This is a genomic window from Salinicola endophyticus, from assembly GCF_003206575.1.
GTDB lineage: Bacteria > Pseudomonadota > Gammaproteobacteria > Pseudomonadales > Halomonadaceae > Salinicola > Salinicola endophyticus.
The window spans coordinates 150,978-169,950 of sequence record NZ_PZJO01000009.1 but is presented as its reverse complement, the minus strand read 5'-3'; the positions used below and the strand labels follow the sequence as shown (position 1 = coordinate 169,950).

Here is an 18,973-nt window from a genome sequence, read left to right as displayed (position 1 = left end):
AGGCTTCGGAGACGGGTTAGTTTCCGTCGAGTCAGACTTTAGGCGATGTCTGAAAACTGCCGCACTCTTCGACTTTTCAGACACTCCCCGGCCCCGCACTCACGCCGTGGCGGCATCGAGTGCCTGGCGCGCGATCGGGTCGCCTTCGATATATCCGCCCGCCAGGATCGGCGGGCCTTCTCCATCGTTTCCCGGAACTGTGCGCGCGTGACCCAAGCGCCGCACCGTGGCCATTCACTCCTGCGTAGGGGCGCTATCCATGTTCTCGCTTGCCATTGTCGATGCTCAATCCGGAACCGTCGTCAGGACGTTAGCGCCTGGCGATGCGGTGACGCGCGATCTGATCGGTGACGGCTATCGCTTGCAGGTGACGCCGCTCGACGGGGCCGATTTCAGCGCCAGTCAGGTCAGAGGGGTCGTGGTCACGCTCGATGATGCCGGCGGCAACCAGCAGCAGCACAGCACCTTCATCACCCCTTACTGGGTGGCGCTGGATGGTGACACCGGGCGCGGAGGCGCGTTGCTCAAGATCGAGGCGGTCAATAGCGCCGGTACCACGATCGTGGGCAGCGCCCAGACCCAGGCGCTGGAGATCGTCAACGACGAGGGCTGGTCCAGCGATGTCTATACGCTGCAGGGGACTTCGCTGATCGCCGATGACGGCAGCTCGCTGGCCGACACCGGGGTGCGCGACACGGACCACCGCGAGAGCAGCCCGGCAGCGGGCAGCGACGGGCTGTGGGATGGCCACAGCGGCAGTGGCTATCTCGACATGGGGAGCCAGGTGGGGGATGCCGCCTACTTCGACGTGACAGTGGAGACCGCCGGCACCTACCAGCTCGATGTCCGCTATGCGGTCAGCGGCATTGCCACCACCTCGCGGCCGATGGCGGTCAAGGTGGATGGCGAGGCCCAGGGCGTGCTCGGCTTCGCCGGCACCGGTAGTGGCAGCGCCGGCTGGGAAACCTGGGACCATGCGACGCTGACCCTGGCGCTGGAGCCCGGGAGTCATCGCATCCGCATGGAGAATCTGCTGGCAGAGGGGCCCAACGTCGACAGCCTGGCCCTGTCGCTGGTGAAGGCGGCGGTGGGTATGCCGCCGAGCTTCACCCTGCAGGCGGAGGATACCAGCCGGGTCGAGATCCATGACCTGGGCGCCACCACGGACCCGTCACTGACCCGCTGGGTCGACACCGCGCATCCCGATGCCGGTGGCAACCATCGTGCCGGGGCGATCGGCGACAGCTATGTCGACCTGGGCAGCAACGCCGGGGACAGTGTCATCTTCCACGCCGAGCCCAGCGTCGAGGGGCTCTATACCGCCACCATCCGTTACGCCAATGGCGGTGGCGGGGACCGTCCGTTGCTGCTCAACCTGGACAATGGTGCCGCCATGCTGGTGTCGTTTCCGCCTACCGGCGGCTGGTCCAGCTGGCGCGAGGTACAGGTGACGCTGCCACTGTCGGCGGGCACCAATGCGCTGACCCTGAGCCTGCCGAGCGCCGCCGAGGGCGGCGTCGCCAACGGCCCCAACATCGATCAGATCGCCTTCGACTATGCCGGTGAGATGAGCGCGCCGCCGACCCTGGTCGCCAGTATCGAGGGCGAAGCGATGGCGCGTGACGACGGCAGCTCGCCGGCGGACACCGTGGTGCGCGATGCCAGCCACCCGGAGAGCGACCCCGCTGCCGGCAGCGATGGGCTCTGGGGCGACTACAGCGGTAGTGGCTATCTCGACATGGGGGAACAGGTCGGCGATGCCGCCAGCTTCCAGGTGTCGGTGGTGCAGGCGGGCACCTATGCGCTGGTGCTGCGCTACGCCAACGGCGCCAGCGACACCCAGGAGATGAAAGTGATCGTCGCCGGCGAGTCCCAGGGCAAGGTCGCCTTTGTCTCCACCGGCGATGGGGCGAGCGGCTGGGAGAACTGGACCGAGGTGCGCTACGAAGTGGCGCTGAACGCGGGCAGCAACGCCATTCGGTTGGAGAACATCAGCGCCGGTGGCCCCAATATCGACAAGCTCGAGGTGCACCATGTGGTCGATCCGGTGGTCGAGCCGGGCGAGCGCCCGGTGATCAAGATCAACTTCCAGCCGGCGAATGCCGCCACCCCCGAAGGCTACGTGGCCGATACCGGCCTCGCTTTCGGGGCCCAGTCGCTCCAGGTCGACGGCAAGACGCACGCCTATGGCTGGGTCACCGAGGCGTCGATCGCCGACGGCACCGCCAATGGCACCACGCCGATGGGCATCAGCGGCCAGGACCCCGATGCGCTGGGCAATCGCGCGGGTGCGCTGGCCGGCGTCGATGGCCTGCAGGCGACCTATGCCGGTTTCGCCAAGCCGGGCTATGCCCAGCACGCCGGCTGGGAGATCGCCCTCGACGACGGCTATTACGAAGTGACCGTCTCGCTCGGCGACAGCGGTGGCCAGTACGATAGTGTCAACGTGATCAACGCCGAGGGCGAGGCGTTCGGGCGCCTGGTGCCGATGCGCCCGGACGACTTCCCCGCCGACGCCAACCCCGCCGACGACAGTCAGGGCTATCGCTCCACGCTGATCACCAAGGTGGTGCATGTCACCGACGGCCGTCTGACGCTGGATTCGCTCGGCGCCGACAGCGCCAATACCGAGATCCAGTACCTCGAGATCCAGCCGCTGCCCGATCTCACCCCCGACGACGATCGCGCCGCACCGCTGGATTACGCCCACTTCACCGATCCGCGCGCGGTGGCCGGGGTCGGTCAGAACCAGGTCGAGGTCGACCTGCAGCCGAGCGACGGCAGCCCGCCGGTGGGGATCGATCCCACCTCCGATATCTTCATCGGCATCTCGGTGGTGGAGGGGCGCGGCGGTGCCCTGCTGGAGAGCCTGCAGGACGGCTCGGTGCGGCTATTCAACACCGTCACCGGGGAAGCGGTGGCGTTCAACATCAACACCACCGGTGGCTTCGACTCCCTGACCATCTCGCCGAAGGACGGGCTCGACCCCTACACCAGCTACACCCTGGTGATCGATGGCTTCCAGGATCGCGGCAGCAACACCGACACCTCGGCGCCGACGCGAGACTTCCAGAAGTTCACCACCACCTTCGTCACCGGCGCCGAGGCCGAGATACCGGACAGCGAAGTGGCCTTCAACTCGACCGTGGAGCTGAACGGCGCCGAGGACGACGCCTATCAGTTCACCTCGATGACGCTGTCGCCGGACAGCAGCAAGCTCTACGTCTCGACCATGAACGGCGAGATCAGACGCTTCGACATCGATCCGATCACCGGCGCCTTGTCCCACGAGCAGACCCTGGCGCTGGACTACTTCAAGGATGACGCCGGCGCCCGCGGCATCATCGGCCTGACCTTCGATCCGACCGATCCCGATGTGATCTGGGTCACCGACAACTACCCGATCCCGCTCACCGGGCGTGACAACGGCGTGCCCGACTTCAGCGGTCGGGTGAGCAAGATCACCCTGGATCCCGACGATACCGTGTTCAGCGGTAGCGCCCAGACCTATATCGCCGGGCTGCCACGCTCCAATGGCGACCACGTCACCAACAGCCTGGTGTTCCACGCCAACCCGGCCTACGACGCGCTCACCAACCCCGATGTGCCGCCCTATCTGATGTATGTCTCCCAGGGGGCCAACACCGCCATGGGCCAGGACGACAGCGCCTGGGGCAATCGGCCAGAGCGCCTGCTCAATGCCAGTGTGCTCGAGATCGACCCCTACCGTGAGGCGCCCCCCGGCGGTTTCGACGTCTCCACCGAGCCGCTGCCCAGCGACGGCTCCAACACCCGCTATCCGGATAGCGACGGCGACCTCAAGAATGGCCCGATCGATATGGGTGGGGGGCAGTATCTGGTGTTCGCCGCCGACGGCACCGCCAGCATGCAGGATGCCGACGGCAATCTGCTGATCCAGTACTACGACCCCTATGCCGCCGACGCGGTGCTCAAGATCTATGCCACCGGCATTCGCAACGCCTACGACCTGGTGTGGCACTCCAACGGCTCGCTCTACCTGCCCACCAACGGCTCTGCGGCGGGTGGCAGCACGCCGGACGACCCGGCAACGGCGGTGGACGAGGGGCTGATCAATGTCGGCATCGAAGACGACTTCCTGTTCCAGATCGAGAAGGGCGGCTACTACGGCCATCCCAATCCGCTGCATGACGAGTACGTACTCAACGGCGGCAATCCGACCAGCGGCAAGGATCTCAACGAGACCGACGAGTATCCGGTGGGCACCCAGCCCGACCCCAACTACCGCGGTGAGGATATCTACTCGCTGGGGACCAACCGCTCGCCCAACGGCGCGATCGAATACACCAGCGGCGTCTTCGGCGCCACGCTCAAGGGGAGTCTGCTGTTCGTCGAGTACTCCGGCGGCGACGACGTCCGCTGGATCACGCTGGATGCCGACGGCAAGGTCAGCGGCGACAGCGTGCTACGCGACCCCGATGGGAAGGTGATCAGCTTCGTCGACCCGCTGGACATCATCCAGAACCCGCTGACAGGACAGCTCTATCTCATGACGCTCAATCGTACCAATGGCCAGAGCCAGATCATTCGTCTCGATCCGGTCCCCGGTGACGTCGTGGTGCCGGGCGACGATCTCAAGAGCGTGGCCACGATCCAGGCCGAGGACGACACCCTGGCGACGATCGCCAGCGGCGCCGGCGCCCAGATCGTGATCCGCGACGGCGACAACCCCGAGCCGGCGTCGGCCAATGTCGGCACCGCCTCCGGCGTGCGCCCCGGCGCCTATGGCGTGGATGGCAACACCGACGACAGCGACGGCGTGGTCGGCGGCTACGCCGATTTCGGCAGCACCAACAACGACTTCATCACCTTCAATGTCGATGTCGCGACGGGCGACGCCGGCGATGCGGTACTGCGGGTGCGCTACGCCAACGGCGGCACCGGCGAGCGCCCGCTGGAGGTGTTCGTCAATGGCGAGAGCGTGGGTACCTACGGCTTCGCACCGCCGGCCGGCGTCAGCAGCGGCAATACGGCCTGGAACACCTGGCAGACGCTGGACGTACCGGCGACGCTGCTGGCCGGCGCCAACAGCATCACGCTGCGCTCGGTCAACAATACCGGCCCCAACATCGACCAGCTCGAGGTGCTGGTCCACGACAGCTCCCCGGGCTATACCGTCTACGAAGCGGAGAGCGCCACCCTCGAGGGCGGCGCCGTGGTGGTACCGTCGACGGTCAGCGACCGCGACGCCTCCGGTGACGGCTATGTCGACTTCGTCGGCAGCGGCGACCAGACCCTGAGCTGGCAGGTGGAGGTCGCCAGCAGCGGCGTCTACGAGATCGGTTTCCGCTACTCGCTGACCACCGGCAAGGCCGATCGCCCCCTGGCACTGGAGGTCAACGGCAGCGACTACCCGGCGGTCGACTTCCCGGCCAAGAGCGCCACGGTGAGCGACTGGGTTTATCAGACCGTGCAGGTGACCCTGACCGCCGGCAGCAATACCATTGCGGTGACCGCCCCCAACGCCAATGGTCCCGACATCGACCTGCTACGGGTGCCCGACGAGCCGCTCAGCGTGGTCGCCGACGGCAAGATCAGTGCGGTCAGCGCCGATCCCGCCTTCTTCAGCGATCGGCTCGCCTTCAACTATCTCGAGAATAACCACGCCAGCGGGTCGGCACCGGAGGCGCGGGAGTACAAGGACAGCGGTACGGTCATCGTCACCAACCAGGGCAGCGGTGACCTGACGCTGACGGGCGCCACGCTGGAAGGCCCCTTCCGCCTGAGCGATCCCGATGCCCTCGAAGGGCACGTGCTGGCGCCGGGCGCCGCGCTGTCGGTAGACGTGTTGTTCGACCGCGCCGCCTATACGCCGCCGGCCAACAATGCCGACGATGGGGTGTTCCAAGGCACGCTGACCCTCCACTCCAACGACGCCGACACGCCGATCACCCAGATTCAGCTGGCCGGCTTCTGGCAGGCCCGCGACGAGGGCGGCTGGGAGCCCAACCTCAACGAGATCTGGCGGGTCTTCGGCTTCGGCAACCACATCGACGGCCTCTCCACCCTCGACGGCGGCGGCGGGTCGGTGCTGGAGGATTTCGATCTCTACCGGGCGGTCAATGACGAAGAGGTACTGTCGCGCTACTGGCAGCTGGCCGATGGTGCACAGAGCGCCAAGGTGACCCAGCTGGCGGCGCTGCACGGCTACAGCGGTGCGCTGCTGGCGCTGCATGCGCCGGGCGACAAGAGTGAGCGCACCTCGCTGATGAACCACGATTCGCTCTACAGCCAGTCGTTCCTGCCCCATGTCGCCAACGGCAACTACGCCACTGCCACCTTCGACCGTGGCCGCATCCCCGACAGTTGGGCCGGCGACGATGTCTTCGGCATCTCGGTCGCCAACCTCTCCACCGACCCCTCGCTCAACCCGCACGGGGGCAGTACGCCGCCGGCGGCGGACACTGGTATCGAGCGCGGCTATACCGTGCGCGTGTTCCAGGCCTACGACAGCGAGCACAACGCGATTCCCGACACCTACTTCGTGGTGATGGACTACACCGGGATCAACTACGACTACAACGACAACGTCTATCTGGTCCAGGGTATCCAGCCGGCGGTGCGCTCACCGTTCAACGACACCCAGACACCCTGGGCGGTGGATGCCGACGGCCTCACCCTGGACGCCGCGCTGTTCGACGAAGGGCCGGCGCACCTGGCCTACAAGGATTCGAGCGAGGCCCAGCTGGGCAATTCCGACTTTCGCGATACCGGGGTCGATATCCAGGGCGATGGCGACGCCATCGGCTGGATCGAGGAGGGTGAGTGGGTGGAGTACACCCTGGAGGTCGACAGCGCCGGCGTCTACGATCTCTCCTTCCTCTCTGCCCTGGGGGCCGAGGGCGACAGCACGCGCTCGATCAGCGCCACCTTCGACCACGGTAGCGGGGTCTACGCCGTGGCCGATGTCGGTGTCGGCTACTCCGGAGGCTGGAACACCTTCCTGCCCACCCAGAGCCATCAGGTGATGCTCGAGGCGGGGGAGCAGACGCTGCGCCTGACCTTCCACGGCGGCGCCATGAACCTGGCGTCGTTCACCCTGACACCGGCCAGCCAGAGCGCCTTCAATGCCGACGGTACGCCCTGGACGGTGGATAGCGAGTTCACCCTGCAGGCTGCACTCTACGATCAGGGTGGCGAAGGGGTGGCCTATCACGACAGCAGCGACGCGCAGTTGGGCACGGACTTCCGCGGTGAAGGCGTCGACATTCGCGGCGATGGGGAGGCGATCGGCTGGATCGACAACGGCGAGTGGGTGGAGTACACCCTCGATGTCGCCGAGGCCGGCACCTACCAGCTGTCGTTCGCCGCTGCCACCACCTCCGGTGGGCGCAGCGTCACCGCCAGCGTGGCGCAGGAGGGCCAAGTCTACGATAGCGCGACCTCGGCCAGCGTGATCAACACCGGCGGCTGGAACAACTACCAGAGCAATGATGGCGTTACGCTCGATCTGGCGGCGGGGGAGCAGGTGCTGCGGCTGACCTTCAACGGCGGCGCCATGAACCTGGGCGACTTCACGCTGACCGCCACCGGTACCTCGACCGCGAGTGGCAGCGGCACGCCGAGTGCCAGCGATACGACGTCCGCCACCAGCGACAGCAGCAGTCTCGACAATGAAGTGGCGATGAGCGACGACGTCGCGATCAGTGGGGTCGACACGCCCCCGCACGTCGAGATCGTCTGAGACGACGCGGCCCGGCGTGTGTCCACGCCGGGCCGCGGGGCATGCGGAGGCTGTCGGCCGTCGAGCGTCGGCCCTGGGTCGTCGGCGCCGGTGCTCAGCCGACGCGGTAGGCGTGGGGCATCTCCGCCAGCAGGCCACGCCCGCCGGCCAGCGTCAGCGCCAGATCCTGCAGGCAGTCCCACACCGGCAGCGGCACGGCGCCCTTGATCGCCAGATCGATGCGCTGGGAGAACAGCAACAGCTTGTGCAGCCGCCGCAGCGGCAGGCGGTTGAGCGCCTGCTGATAGCCGGGGCGGCGTTTCTCGGGAATCATCGGGCGCTGCGCCTTGCAGGCGTGGTCGAGGCTCTGGCCCTGATCGAGATGCTGGAAGATCGACAGCAGGGTGCGCAGTTCACGGGTCAGCGACCACAGCACCACCGGAGCCTCGATGCCCTCTTCGCGCAGGCCACCGACGATGCGTGCGACCCGCTCGCGCTCGCCGCGCAGGCAGGCATCGGTGAGGGTGAAGACATCGTAGCGCGCGCTGCTCTCGACACCGCTGGCAATCGACTCGAGTGTCAGCCGTGCATTGGGCGGCATCAGCAGCGCCAGCTTCTGCAGCTCCTGGTCAGCGGCGAGCAGGTTGCCCTCGGTGCGCTCACCGAGCAGGCGCGCTGCGTCCATGTCCAGATTGAGCCCGTGGCGCGTGGCGCGGTCGCGCATCCAGAAGCCCAGCCGCTGATGATCCACCGGCCACACCGGCACGAACAGCCCGATCTTGTCGAGCGCCTTGAACCACTTGCTGGACTGCGCCTTGCGGTCCAGTCGCTGGGCGCTCAGCAGCAGCACGTTGTCGCTGTCGCCGGCCTTGTCGGCGTAGGCTTCCAGCGCCTTGCCCCCCTCCTGGCCAGGGGACTGGCCGCCGAGCCGCACCTCGATCAGCTTGCTCGAGGCGAACAGTGACAGGCTCGCCGCCGACTCCAGCAGCTGGGTCCACTGAAAGCCCGACTCGACGTGGAGCACCTCGCGCTCCTCGATGCCGCGCTCCCGGGCGACCCGGCGCACCGCGTCGCACGCCTCCATATGGATCAGCGGTTCGTCGCCGGAGACCACGATCACCGGCGGCAGGCGCTTGGCCAGCGCCGCTTCCAGCTTGTCGGGAAAGACTTTCATGGCGTCAAGACTGTCATGGCGTATCGAGGGCGGCCAGACGGTCGATCAACTGGTCGGCGGCCTCGCGGCGCAGGCGCTCGACCGTCTGCTTGCGCATCTCGTCACTGGCGTAGAGGTTGTTGTCCGACAGCAGCACCGTGGTCGAGGTCTGCAGCTGCTGCTGATTCAGCAGGTAGGCGCCGTCGCCCACGCGCTGTACGGAGAAGGGCGCGGTGAGCGTGATCTCGGTCTCGCGGCTGCCGGAGTCGGCGCGGGTCAGGCGGCGATCTCTGACCTGCTCGTCGCCCAGATTGAGACGCAGATCGGCGCTGTCGTCGATCGCGGCGCCGGCGCTCTTGAGCCGTTGGCGTACGATCTCACTGAACGGCGAGACATTGGCGCTCAGCGCGATCTTGGAGAAGGGCAGTTCGGCCTGTCCGAGACCGCGGAGCTGAAACCCGCAGCCCGCCAGCGTGGTCACAGCCAACGCCAGCAGACCGATCACTACGGGGCGACGCATCATCAGATAACTCCTTGTCGAGAGCGGCACCGCCAGGGCGGTGCCGGGGGCGGATGATCCCATCCGCCCAATGGTTCGGGTTGCGCGGGTGCGGGGGTCAGTTGGCGACGATATTGACCAGCTTGCCCGGCACCACGATCACCTTGCGTACGCTCTTGCCCTCGAGATGGCGCTGGACGTTCTCCGCCGCCATGGCCAGGGCTTCGACCGCTGCCTTGTCGGCATCGGCGGGCACGTCGAGGCGCGCCCGCAGCTTGCCGTTGACCTGCACCGCGAGTTCGATGCTGGCCTTGACCAGCGCCTTTTCGTCGACCTCCGGCCAGGCGGCGTCGATCACCGGATCCGAGTGGCCGAGGGACTGCCACAGCGCATGGCAGGCGTGGGGAGTGATCGGTGCCAGCAGCAGCACGCACGCCTCGAGCGCTTCGCGGGCCACGGCCAGCCCCTGGGGCGAGGTATCGGCGTAGCGGCCGAGGGCGTTGGTCAGCTCCATCACCGCGGCGATCGCGGTATTGAAGGTGGTGCGGCGGCCGATGTCGTCTCCCGCCTTGGCGATCGTCTCGTGGGTCTTGCGGCGCAGATCGATCGCCGCGTCGTCGAGGGCGGTCACGTCGAGAGCGGCCGGAGTGCCGGCGGCCAGGTGGTCGGCGGTGAGCTTCCACAGCCGCTTGAGAAAGCGGTGGGCGCCCTCGACACCGGAGTCGGACCACTCCAGCGACTGCTCCGGCGGGGCCGCGAACATCATGAACAGGCGCACGGTATCGGCGCCGAAGCGATCGATCATCGCCTGCGGGTCGACCCCGTTGTTCTTCGACTTCGACATCTTCTCGATGCCGCCCATCTCCACCGGCTCGCCGTCACTGCCGAGGCGGGCGCGCAGCGGGCGGCCCTTGTCGTCGCGGTCGACCTCCACGTCGGCCGGATTGAACCACTGCTTGGCGCCGTTGGCGGACTCGCGGTAGAAGGTCTCGGCGATCACCATGCCCTGGGTGAGCAGGCGCTGGAACGGCTCGTCGCTGCCGACCAGGCCCTCGTCGCGCATCAGCTTGTGGAAGAAGCGGGCGTAGAGCAGGTGCAGGATGGCGTGCTCGATACCGCCGATGTAGAGATCCACCGGCAGCCAGTAGTCGGCACGCTCGTCGAGCATTGCCTCCGGATTGTCGGCGCAGCAGAAGCGCGCGTAGTACCAGGAGGACTCCATGAAGGTGTCGAAGGTATCGGTCTCGCGGGTCCAGCCATCGCCCAGGTCGTAGAACGCCGGCATCTTCTTGAGCGGCGAGCCCGAGGCGTCGACTTCCACTTCCAGCGGCAACGCCACCGGCAGCTCGGCGTCGGTGAGCGGTACGGTCTGACCCTCGGGGCCGTACTTGACCGGGATCGGTGCGCCCCAGTAGCGCTGACGCGCCACGCCCCAGTCGCGCAGGCGGTAGTTGATCTTGACCTTGCCGCGGCCCTGGGCTTCCAGCCTGGCGGCGATGGCATCGAACGCCGCTTCGAACTCGAGCCCGTCGAACTCGCCGGAGTTGATCAGACGCCCATGCTCGACATAGGCGCCCTGGCTCAGGTCGGGGGCCTGACCGTCGGCGTCGGCGATTACCGGTGCCAGCGCCAGGTCGTACTTGGTGGCGAACTCCCAGTCACGCTGGTCGTGGGCCGGCACCGCCATCACCGCGCCGGTGCCGTACTCCATCAGCACGAAGTTGGCGACGAAGATCGGCACTTCCTGGCCGGTGAGCGGATGGATCGCACGCAGCCCGGTATCGCGGCCGCGCTTCTCCATGGTCGCCAGTTCGGCCTCGGAGTTCCCCCCCTGCTGGCACTCGATCAGGAACTCGGCCAGGGCGGGATCGCTCGTGGCCGCGTGCTTGGCCAGCGGGTGGCCGGCGGCGACCGCCACATAGGTGACGCCGAACAGGGTGTCGGGGCGGGTGGTGTAGACATCGAGATCGCGCAGCTCGGCGGCGAGGTCCGCGCCGGCCACATCGAAGGTGAGCTCGACGCCGCGCGACTTGCCGATCCAGTTGCGCTGCATGGTCTTGACCTGCTCGGGCCACTCGACCTTGTCGAGATCGGCCAGCAGCTCATCGGCATAGTCGGTGATCTTCAAAAACCACAGCGGGATCTCCTTGCGCTCGACCCGCGCGCCGGAGCGCCAGCCGCGGCCGTCGATCACCTGCTCGTTGGCGAGCACGGTCTGGTCGACCGGGTCCCAGTTGACCGTGGACATCTTCTTGTAGACCACGCCTTTCTCCACCAGCTTGGCGAAGAACCACTGCTCCCAGCGGTAGTAGTCGACGTCGCAGGTGGCGAATTCACGGTCCCAGTCATAGGCGAAGCCCAGCGCCTGGAGCTGGCTGCGCATGTAGTCGATGTTGGCGTAGGTCCACTTGCCCGGGGCTACGCCGTTGTTGATCGCGGCGTTCTCCGCCGGCATGCCGAAAGCGTCCCAGCCCATCGGCTGCAGCACGTTCTTGCCGCGCATGCGCTGGAAGCGGCTGACCACGTCGCCGATGGTGTAGTTGCGCACGTGACCCATGTGCAGCTTGCCGCTGGGGTAGGGGAACATCGACAGGCAGTAGAATTTCTCGCGAGTCAGATCCTCGCTCGCCTTGAAGCTCTGATGCTCGTTCCAGAATTGCTGTGCGGCGCGTTCGATCGCTTGCGGGTTGTAGTGGGCGTCCATCGGTTCGGTCATGCACCTTGCGTTCGGCGTGAGAGAGCGCCAGGCGTCCCGCGAAAAGCTATACTCTGAAGAGACGGAAAGTGCGGGGCCGGCGTCGATTTTCAGGCCCACAAGCATACCCCAGACCCGCTGCGGCAGGTAGGGGCGTGCGATGCCGGCCGGCGCAGCAGCAGACACCGCCGCGGCTCTGAAGAGCGTGCCGTGAGCGGCGACAAAGCGGGCGTCGCTGACACTTTGTACGAAAAGGCGACGCGCCGGACATGTAGCGGTCAATGTAGAAGGAGATGGCCATGACAGAACATCAATCAGCGCCGCAGGACCCGCAGGAGCGTTCACGCCTGAGCGAGGCTTACGAACGTGTCCTCACGCGGCTGAAAGATGGCGGTGGCGAGCTCTCCTGGGAGAGTTTTCAGCGCGAACTCGACGAGGCGGTGGCCTTCGAGTCCGAGTTCGAAGAGTTCACCAAGGATGAGATGGCCCTGCTGCGCGCCTGGGTCGAGCGCGACATGCGCGACTTTCGTCAGTTCCTGGCCAAGGGCGGCGAAGGGGTGGCGAGCTGGCTGGGTATCGATCTCGACGTGCTGTCGCGGCGGGTCTCGGAAGCGCTGTTCTCGATCGCCGATCGTACCACCATCGACCGCGAACGCTTCGAGGACGATCTCGAAGCGGCGCGTGCCGATTACACCGCCGGCGAGATCGCGCTGCCCGGCCGCATGAGCTGCGTCCACTGCAGTGCCAGCGTCACCTTCACCCAGGTCAAGCGGTTGGAGGCGTGCCACGCCTGCGGTCACCGCTACTTCCAGCGCGACTCTGGCGCACCGCGCCCCGCCACCGACTGATCCCGACCGGGCCGGGCCGGGCCACGGCCCGGCGCCTGCCGCGCCCGCTGACGGGCACTTTTATCGCGGAAACCGTCTCCGCGGCGCTCCCGATACTCGGGGACCGCTGCGGGGCGGGCCGCCATGCCTATCTCTCGGCGCTCTGGTGCCCCGATGATCTCGCTTCGACGACCACCTCAGCGGGGTAACGGCTGCTCTGTGTCCGGCGCGACCTCGCGCCAGGTCGACTCGTCGGCATCCAGTGCGCGATCCGCCGTCTCCGGCAGGCGCATACCGCCCCACAGTGCCAGCAGCGTGATCGCGATCAGGTAGTAGGCCGGAGCCAGAGGGTGGCCGGTGCTGTCGATCAACCAGGTCGCGACCAGCGGCGCGGTGCCGCCGAAGATGGTGTAGGAGACGTTGTAGCAGAGCGCCGAGGCGGTATAGCGCACCCGGGTGGGGAACTGCTCCGACAGCAGCACTGCGGTGACCACGCCGCAGATCACCGCGCCGACGGCCATCAGCGCGGCGCCGATCATCGACGAGAGCCACTCGCCGCTGGCGGCCAGGGTGTAGGCCGGGAACACCGCCGCGATCAGCGCGATGCCGGCGGAGAGAATGGTGCGCCGGCGCCCGACCCTGTCAGCGTAGCGTCCGACCAATGGGCACAGCGCGGCGGCGAACAGCAGCGCTCCCAGGCTCGCCAGCAGGGCCGTGGTGCGGGTCGCTCCCCCCACTACCTGCATGTAGGTCGTGAAGTAGGTGGTGAACATGTAGAACGACAGCGCCGTCGCCGAGATGAAGGCGCTGAGGCAGACGATGGTGGCACCGTGGGAGCGCAGGGTCTCGCCCAGCGGCGAGTGGGGCACGGCGTGCTGTGCCTTGAGCGCCTGGAAGGCCGGCGACTCGTCGAGTCGCATGCGCATGTAGAGGCCGACCAGCCCCAGCGGCGCCGCGATCAGGAAGGGCAAGCGCCAGCCCCAGTCGGTCATGGCCTGCTCCGAGAGCAGCGTACTGATGGCGTAGGTGAGCGCCGCCGCGGTGGCGAAGGCGGCGAAGGTCGAGACCGGCACGAAGCTGCCGTAGCGCGCCTTGCGTCTGCGCGGTGCGTGCTCCATCACGAAGGCGCAGGCACCGGCGTACTCGCCGCCGGCGGAGAAGCCCTGGATGCAGCGCGCCAGGGCCAGGGCTAGCGGCGCCAGCAGGCCGATGCTCGAGTAGGTCGGCAGCAGGCCGATCAGGGTCGTGGCGCCGGCCATCAGCATTACGGTCATCGCCAGCACCCGCTTGCGGCCGATGCGATCGCCGAGCATGCCGAAGAAGATACCGCCGAGGGGGCGCAGGGCAAAGGAGACCGCAAACACGGCGAAGGTCTGCAGCAGCGCCAGCGACGGGTCACCGGGCGGGAAGAAGTGATTGGCGATCACCACGGCGAGGAAGCCGTAGACGGCGAAGTCGAACCACTCGACGAAATTGCCGATCGCCGAGGCGGCGATCACCTTGCGCAGCGTCGAGATATCGACCTCGGCGTCGGGGTGATTGTTGTTGTTGGGCACGTGCGGTCACTCGCAAGCAGAGGGTTAGCCCTCAAGCCTAGAGCCGAACGCCTCGCGCGCGCGCTGCGCCAGCGACGAAGAGTGTTCCCGCTGCGACCTCGGGAAGGGGCGGCCGGCACCCTTGGCGCCGGCCAGGCTCACTGCCCCAGCTGCTGGCGCAGCCGCTCGCGGGAGTCCTCCTCCAGCCGCGCATAGAGGTCGAACTCGTCGAGCACCGGACGCCCCAGTGCCAGCTCGAAGGCGGCCTGGTTCGACTCGCTGGCATAGGCGGCGTGGCGGGTGTCGCCCAGGTTGGACTGGAAGATCCCGGCGGCACTGACCGGCAGGAAGTCCTCGTAGGTGATCGGCAGTGCCTCGACCCAGTGTCGGGCGATCAGGGCGTCCAGGTCCGCCGGCGGCGTCTCGCCTGCGGCCAGGGCGGCGTGGCCGGTATCGCTCAGGCGATAGCGGAAGTAGGCCTGGCCTTGCTGGCGCAGGCTGTCGAGATCGTCGGGGAGATCGGTGAAAACCTCACCCAGCTGACGCTGGTGGGCCGCGTTGTCGGCGGCTGGCGGCAACTCGCGCGAGCGCGCCAGCAGAGCGTCGTAGCGCTCGCGACCGGCTCGGGTCAGGGCGATGCCGCGCTGCTCGATCTCGCCGAAGCGCGCGGTATGGGTCCCGTCGTCGCGGCCGGCAAAGCGGATCGACTCCTCGAGCGCCTTGAAGCTGGTCTGGCGCAGCAGGATCGGGCAGCGCCGTGGCGGCGGACCCTCTATCACCGCCTTGGGGTCGATGCCGTAGGCGGGCATCGCCGCCTGGGCGGCATCGATATCCAGGGTGCGCGGCGTCAGATGGTTGATGTGCGGGCCACGGAAGCAGACCACGTCGGCCACCAGGCGGTGGGCGTCGTGCAGTGCCTGATAGGTGGCGTGATCCACGGTGGCGTCATGGTGCCAGCGGAAGGTCTCCAGGATGGCGCCGACGAAGCGTTCGGCCTGGTGGGCATCGAAGCCCCCCTGGCGTTCGCCGAGTTCGAGCAGCTCGCGCGCCTCCTGGGTGAAGATATCGCGCCCGGCGAGGATGGCGGTGGCCTGGCGCCGCAGGTCGTCGTCGCTGATCAGCTCGAGGCGCAGCAGCGAGGTGAAGACGCGGAACGGATTGCGTTTGAGCGCCGCTTCGTCGACCGGGCGGAAGGCGGTGGAGTGCACCGGGACGCCGGCCTGGGAGAGGTCGTAGTAGCCGACCGGCTCCATCCCCATCAGGGCGAAGACCCGGCGCAGCAGCGACAGCTCCTCGGCGGTGCCGACCCGGATGGCGCCGTGGCGCTCGACGTCGAGGCGTTCGAGCTCGCCGCCTGCAGCCAGCGTCTGCGCCAGTTCGGGGTCCGCCGCCAAGGTCTTGGCGTTGATGTCGGCGACCAGCTCGAGCAGGGTGCCGTACTGCGGCACCTCGTGGCGGTACATGTCGGACATCGCCTGCGAAAAGGCGGTGCGAACCTCGTCGGGGGATACCAGGGAAAGCGTCATGATGGGATGGCTCGATACGCGAAGGATGAGTTCAGGTTCCCATCCTTCGCCATCGTGGGCGGGCTGACAAGGGCGTGTGGGCGCGTCGGGCCCAATCGATAAAGCCGGGTCGCATTTGCGGAAATGACGGCGTTGACGCCGCCGCCTCTCTCGACCCGGCTTAGAGCGCCTTCCACAATCGCTAGACGACGTGGGCTTATCCGGGGCAGGGCGTCGCGAGGGCGCTGTGAATCCCTCCCTGGGCGCTACCTTTGCCATCCCTGGCAAAGGACCCTCGCTTTGCCCTGCCCTCCGGCGCCCATCGTCAGAAAGTTTGGAAACACCTCCAAGGTATCAGGCGCGCTGGAAGCGGCGGGTCAGACCCGGCAGCAGCAGCAGCAGCGCAAGCCCCCAGGCCGGCCAGCTGCCGGTGCGGGTGAACGGGGTCAGCCCGGTCATCGGGACCACCTCGCCGACCACGCTGGCGGGGGTGAACTGAGGCGCGCGCTCGCGCAGCCGGCCCTGGTCGTCGATGATCGCGGTGACACCGTTGCTGGTCGCGCGGACCACGTAGCGGCCGTTCTCCAGCGCCCGCAGGCGGGCCATCTGCAGATGTTGCAGCGGGCCGATCGAGTGTCCGAACCAGGTGTCGTTGGAGACCGTGAGCAGCACATTGCTGTCACGGGCGCGCTCGGCGACCAGGTCCGGGTAGACGATCTCGTAGCAGATGGCGCTGCCGATGGCGATGCGGTGGGTCAGGATCGGTGGCTGCGAGTCGGCGCCGGCGCTGAAGCTCGACATCGGCAGGTCGAAGAAGTCGATCACTCCGCGCAGCAGGGAGTCGAGTGGCAGGTACTCGCCGAACGGCACCAGGTGCACCTTGCGGTACTCGCCGCGGGTGGCGCCGACGCCGATGATGGCGTTGTAGTAGTGATCGTCGGCATCGCGCTGGACGATGCCGGTGAGCAGTGCGCTCTGCGCCGGCAGCGTCGCCTGTAGCCGCTCCAGATAGGGCAGCGCCTGCTGCGCCAGCATCGGCAGCGCGGTCTCCGGCCACACGATGACATCGACGTCGTCGGGCAGCTCGCGGGTCATGCGGGTATAGGTGTTGACCGCCTGACGCTGGCCCTCGGCACTCCACTTGCTGAGCTGGGGCAGGTCGCCCTGGAGCAGCGCGAAGCGCAGCGGGTCGGCGGCCTGCTGGGTCCAGTGGGTCGGCAGCGCCAGCGGCAGCAGCCAGAGCACGGCGAGGGGCGCCGCGGCCCACCAGCGGCGGCGGCAGAAGGCCACCAGCAGGGTGCCGGATAGCGCCACGATCAGCGACAGCAGATAGACCCCACCGATCGGCGCCCAGGGGGCCAGCGGCGAATCGACCTGGGCGCTGCCCAGCAGCAGCCAGGGGAAGCCGGTGAAGGCCCAGCTGCGAAAGGCCTCGCCCAGCACCCAGGCACCGGCGAAGCTCAACACGGCCCAGCGCGGCGTGGTGAAGCGGCGGTAGAGGCCGAAGAGCAGGGCGTGGAACAGCGCCAGGGTAGCGACGAAGAGTACGGTCAAAAACAGCGCCAGCGGCATGCCGGTGTAACCGTAGTCGTGGATCGAGACGTAGACCCATGAGGCCCCGCTACCGAACAGCCCGACCCCGAACAGCCAGCCGCGCAGGGTGGCCTGACCCAGAGTGAGGCGGTGCTGATCGAGGGCCACCAGGGCGACGGCGATAGGCCCCAGCCACCATAGATGAAAGGGGGCGGAACTCAGCGTGGCCAGCACCCCGGCGACCAGCGCGGCGAGATAGGCCGGCCACGGGCGGCGGGCGGAAATGAGGGGCAGAGCGGCGGGCATTGGGGGCACTCCTTGCGCAAAGTGCCCCTTATATCAGAGTCGCTCGACGGCGTCGCGGCGGTTGCCGTGCGCGTCAGTCCTCGAGGTGGCGCGCGCGCTCCTGCTCCAGCGTTGCCGGCACCGGGCGCGCCTGCAGCAGCCGGATGCGCCGGTTGTCGGCATTGAGCACGGTGAAGCGCCACTCGCCGAGATCGGTATGCTCGTTGCGTCGCGGCAGGTGGCCGAAGCGCTGCATGATCAGCCCGCCGACGGTGTCGAACTCCTCGTCGGAGAACTCGGTACCGAACTGTTCGTTGAAATCCTCGATCGGGGTGAGCGCACGCACTGCGAAGGTGCCGTCGCCGAGATCGCGGATGTCCTCCTCCTCGTCGGTGTCGTGTTCGTCCTCGATATCGCCGACGATCTGCTCGAGGATATCCTCGATGGTGACGATGCCGGCGGTACCGCCATACTCGTCGACCACGATCGCCATATGGTTATGGGTATCGCGGAACTCCTTGAGCAGGCTGTTGAGACGCTTGGACTCGGGCACGAACATCGCCGGACGCAGCACGTCGCGCAGCGAGAAGGTCTCGCGCTCCTGGCTGTTGCGCTTGAGCAGCGGCAGCAGATCCTTGACCAGCAGGATGCCGAGGACGTCATCCAGATTGTCGTCGATCACCGGATAGCGCGAGTGGGCGGTTTCCAGAATGATCGGCAGGCAATCCTCCGGGCGCTGGTCGACGCACACCGCGGTGACCTGGGAGCGCGGGATCATCACCTCGCGCACCTGCTGGTCGCTGATCTGGAAGGCGCCCTCGATGATGGTCAGGGCGTCCTGGTCGAGGTTGAGCTTGGGGCCCGCTTCACGCAGGAAGGTGAGTAGCTCCTCGCGGGAGCTGGGCTCGTCGAAATCGCTCGAGAAGGTACTGATCAGTTTTTCCAGCCAGGATCGACTGCTCTGGCTACTCGATCGGTCTTCGCTCATGAGTGGGAGTCTCTTGTCCTCGGATGCCGTTGGGGCTGGGTACGAAAACGAAAAGCGCTCGCGGACCCAAGTCGGCCCGTGAGCGCGTGTCGGTGATGTTGTCTTGCCGCCACTGGGGCGGTAGCGGAACCTGGGCCGCGTCCCTGCATCCGGGCGCAGCGTGGCGGAGGCTCGTCGGTGGGATCGGCCGGTTGGGACGGGCTTGCGTCGATACGCTCCCAGCAGGGAGCGGCGTTCGTCGATGTCGGCAT

General features: G+C 67.4%; 9 protein-coding genes. 2 read left to right on the top strand and 7 right to left on the bottom strand.

What is annotated here, in order from left to right:
• The first annotated feature begins 328 nt into the window (after positions 1-328).
• The gene (locus DOM66_RS16925) at positions 329-7,723 is read left to right on the top strand and encodes a carbohydrate-binding protein (RefSeq protein ID WP_245392474.1); all 7,395 of its coding nucleotides are present in this window, start codon (positions 329-331) and stop codon (positions 7,721-7,723) included.
• Between the two features lie 94 nt (positions 7,724-7,817).
• Here DOM66_RS16925 and holA read toward each other — a convergent pair whose 3' ends face one another.
• The 3 genes from holA to leuS all read right to left on the bottom strand — a co-directional run bounded on the left by holA (position 7,818) and on the right by leuS (position 12,058).
• On the bottom strand, positions 7,818-8,876 hold the full coding sequence (gene holA / locus DOM66_RS16920) for a DNA polymerase III subunit delta (protein ID WP_110676876.1): 1,059 nt from the start codon (positions 8,874-8,876) through the stop codon (positions 7,818-7,820).
• A 13-nt stretch (positions 8,877-8,889) separates the two neighbouring features.
• Entirely contained in the window at positions 8,890-9,378 is a 489-nt protein-coding gene (locus tag DOM66_RS16915; RefSeq protein WP_157958865.1) for an LPS-assembly lipoprotein LptE, read from the bottom strand.
• Positions 9,379-9,472: 94 nt separating this feature from the next.
• Positions 9,473-12,058: a leucine--tRNA ligase gene (gene leuS, locus DOM66_RS16910; protein ID WP_110690952.1), complete on the bottom strand. Its 2,586-nt coding sequence runs from the start codon at positions 12,056-12,058 to the stop codon at positions 9,473-9,475.
• Positions 12,059-12,348: 290 nt separating this feature from the next.
• Here leuS and DOM66_RS16905 point away from each other — a divergent pair, with 290 nt between their 5' ends.
• On the top strand, positions 12,349-12,897 hold the full coding sequence (locus tag DOM66_RS16905) for a zinc ribbon-containing protein (protein ID WP_110676872.1): 549 nt from the start codon (positions 12,349-12,351) through the stop codon (positions 12,895-12,897).
• Positions 12,898-13,073: 176 nt separating this feature from the next.
• Here DOM66_RS16905 and DOM66_RS16900 read toward each other — a convergent pair whose 3' ends face one another.
• The 4 genes from DOM66_RS16900 to DOM66_RS16885 form a co-directional block, all read right to left on the bottom strand.
• Complete coding sequence (locus DOM66_RS16900) at positions 13,074-14,432, bottom strand: MFS transporter (RefSeq protein ID WP_188115209.1); 1,359 nt, start codon at positions 14,430-14,432, stop codon at positions 13,074-13,076.
• Between the two features lie 137 nt (positions 14,433-14,569).
• On the bottom strand, positions 14,570-15,937 hold the full coding sequence (hglS, locus tag DOM66_RS16895; RefSeq protein WP_110690951.1) for a 2-oxoadipate dioxygenase/decarboxylase HglS: 1,368 nt from the start codon (positions 15,935-15,937) through the stop codon (positions 14,570-14,572).
• A gap of 333 nt (positions 15,938-16,270) precedes the next feature.
• Complete coding sequence (lnt, locus tag DOM66_RS16890) at positions 16,271-17,755, bottom strand: apolipoprotein N-acyltransferase (RefSeq protein WP_110690950.1); 1,485 nt, start codon at positions 17,753-17,755, stop codon at positions 16,271-16,273.
• A 73-nt stretch (positions 17,756-17,828) separates the two neighbouring features.
• Entirely contained in the window at positions 17,829-18,722 is an 894-nt protein-coding gene (locus tag DOM66_RS16885; protein ID WP_110676866.1) for an HlyC/CorC family transporter, read from the bottom strand.
• Positions 18,723-18,973 lie beyond the last annotated feature (251 nt).

Bases quoted from the DNA above. Each gene is read 5' to 3' on its own strand.
- holA (WP_110676876.1), bottom strand. From the start codon at position 8,876: ATGAAAGTCTTTCCCGACAAGCTGGAAGCGGCGCTGGCCAAGCGCCTG.
- DOM66_RS16915 (WP_157958865.1), bottom strand. From the start codon at position 9,378: ATGATGCGTCGCCCCGTAGTGATCGGTCTGCTGGCGTTGGCTGTGACC.
- leuS (WP_110690952.1), bottom strand. From the start codon at position 12,058: ATGGACGCCCACTACAACCCGCAAGCGATCGAACGCGCCGCACAGCAA.
- DOM66_RS16905 (WP_110676872.1), top strand. From the start codon at position 12,349: ATGACAGAACATCAATCAGCGCCGCAGGACCCGCAGGAGCGTTCACGC.
- hglS (WP_110690951.1), bottom strand. From the start codon at position 15,937: ATGACGCTTTCCCTGGTATCCCCCGACGAGGTTCGCACCGCCTTTTCG.
- lnt (WP_110690950.1), bottom strand. From the start codon at position 17,755: ATGCCCGCCGCTCTGCCCCTCATTTCCGCCCGCCGCCCGTGGCCGGCC.
- DOM66_RS16885 (WP_110676866.1), bottom strand. From the start codon at position 18,722: ATGAGCGAAGACCGATCGAGTAGCCAGAGCAGTCGATCCTGGCTGGAA.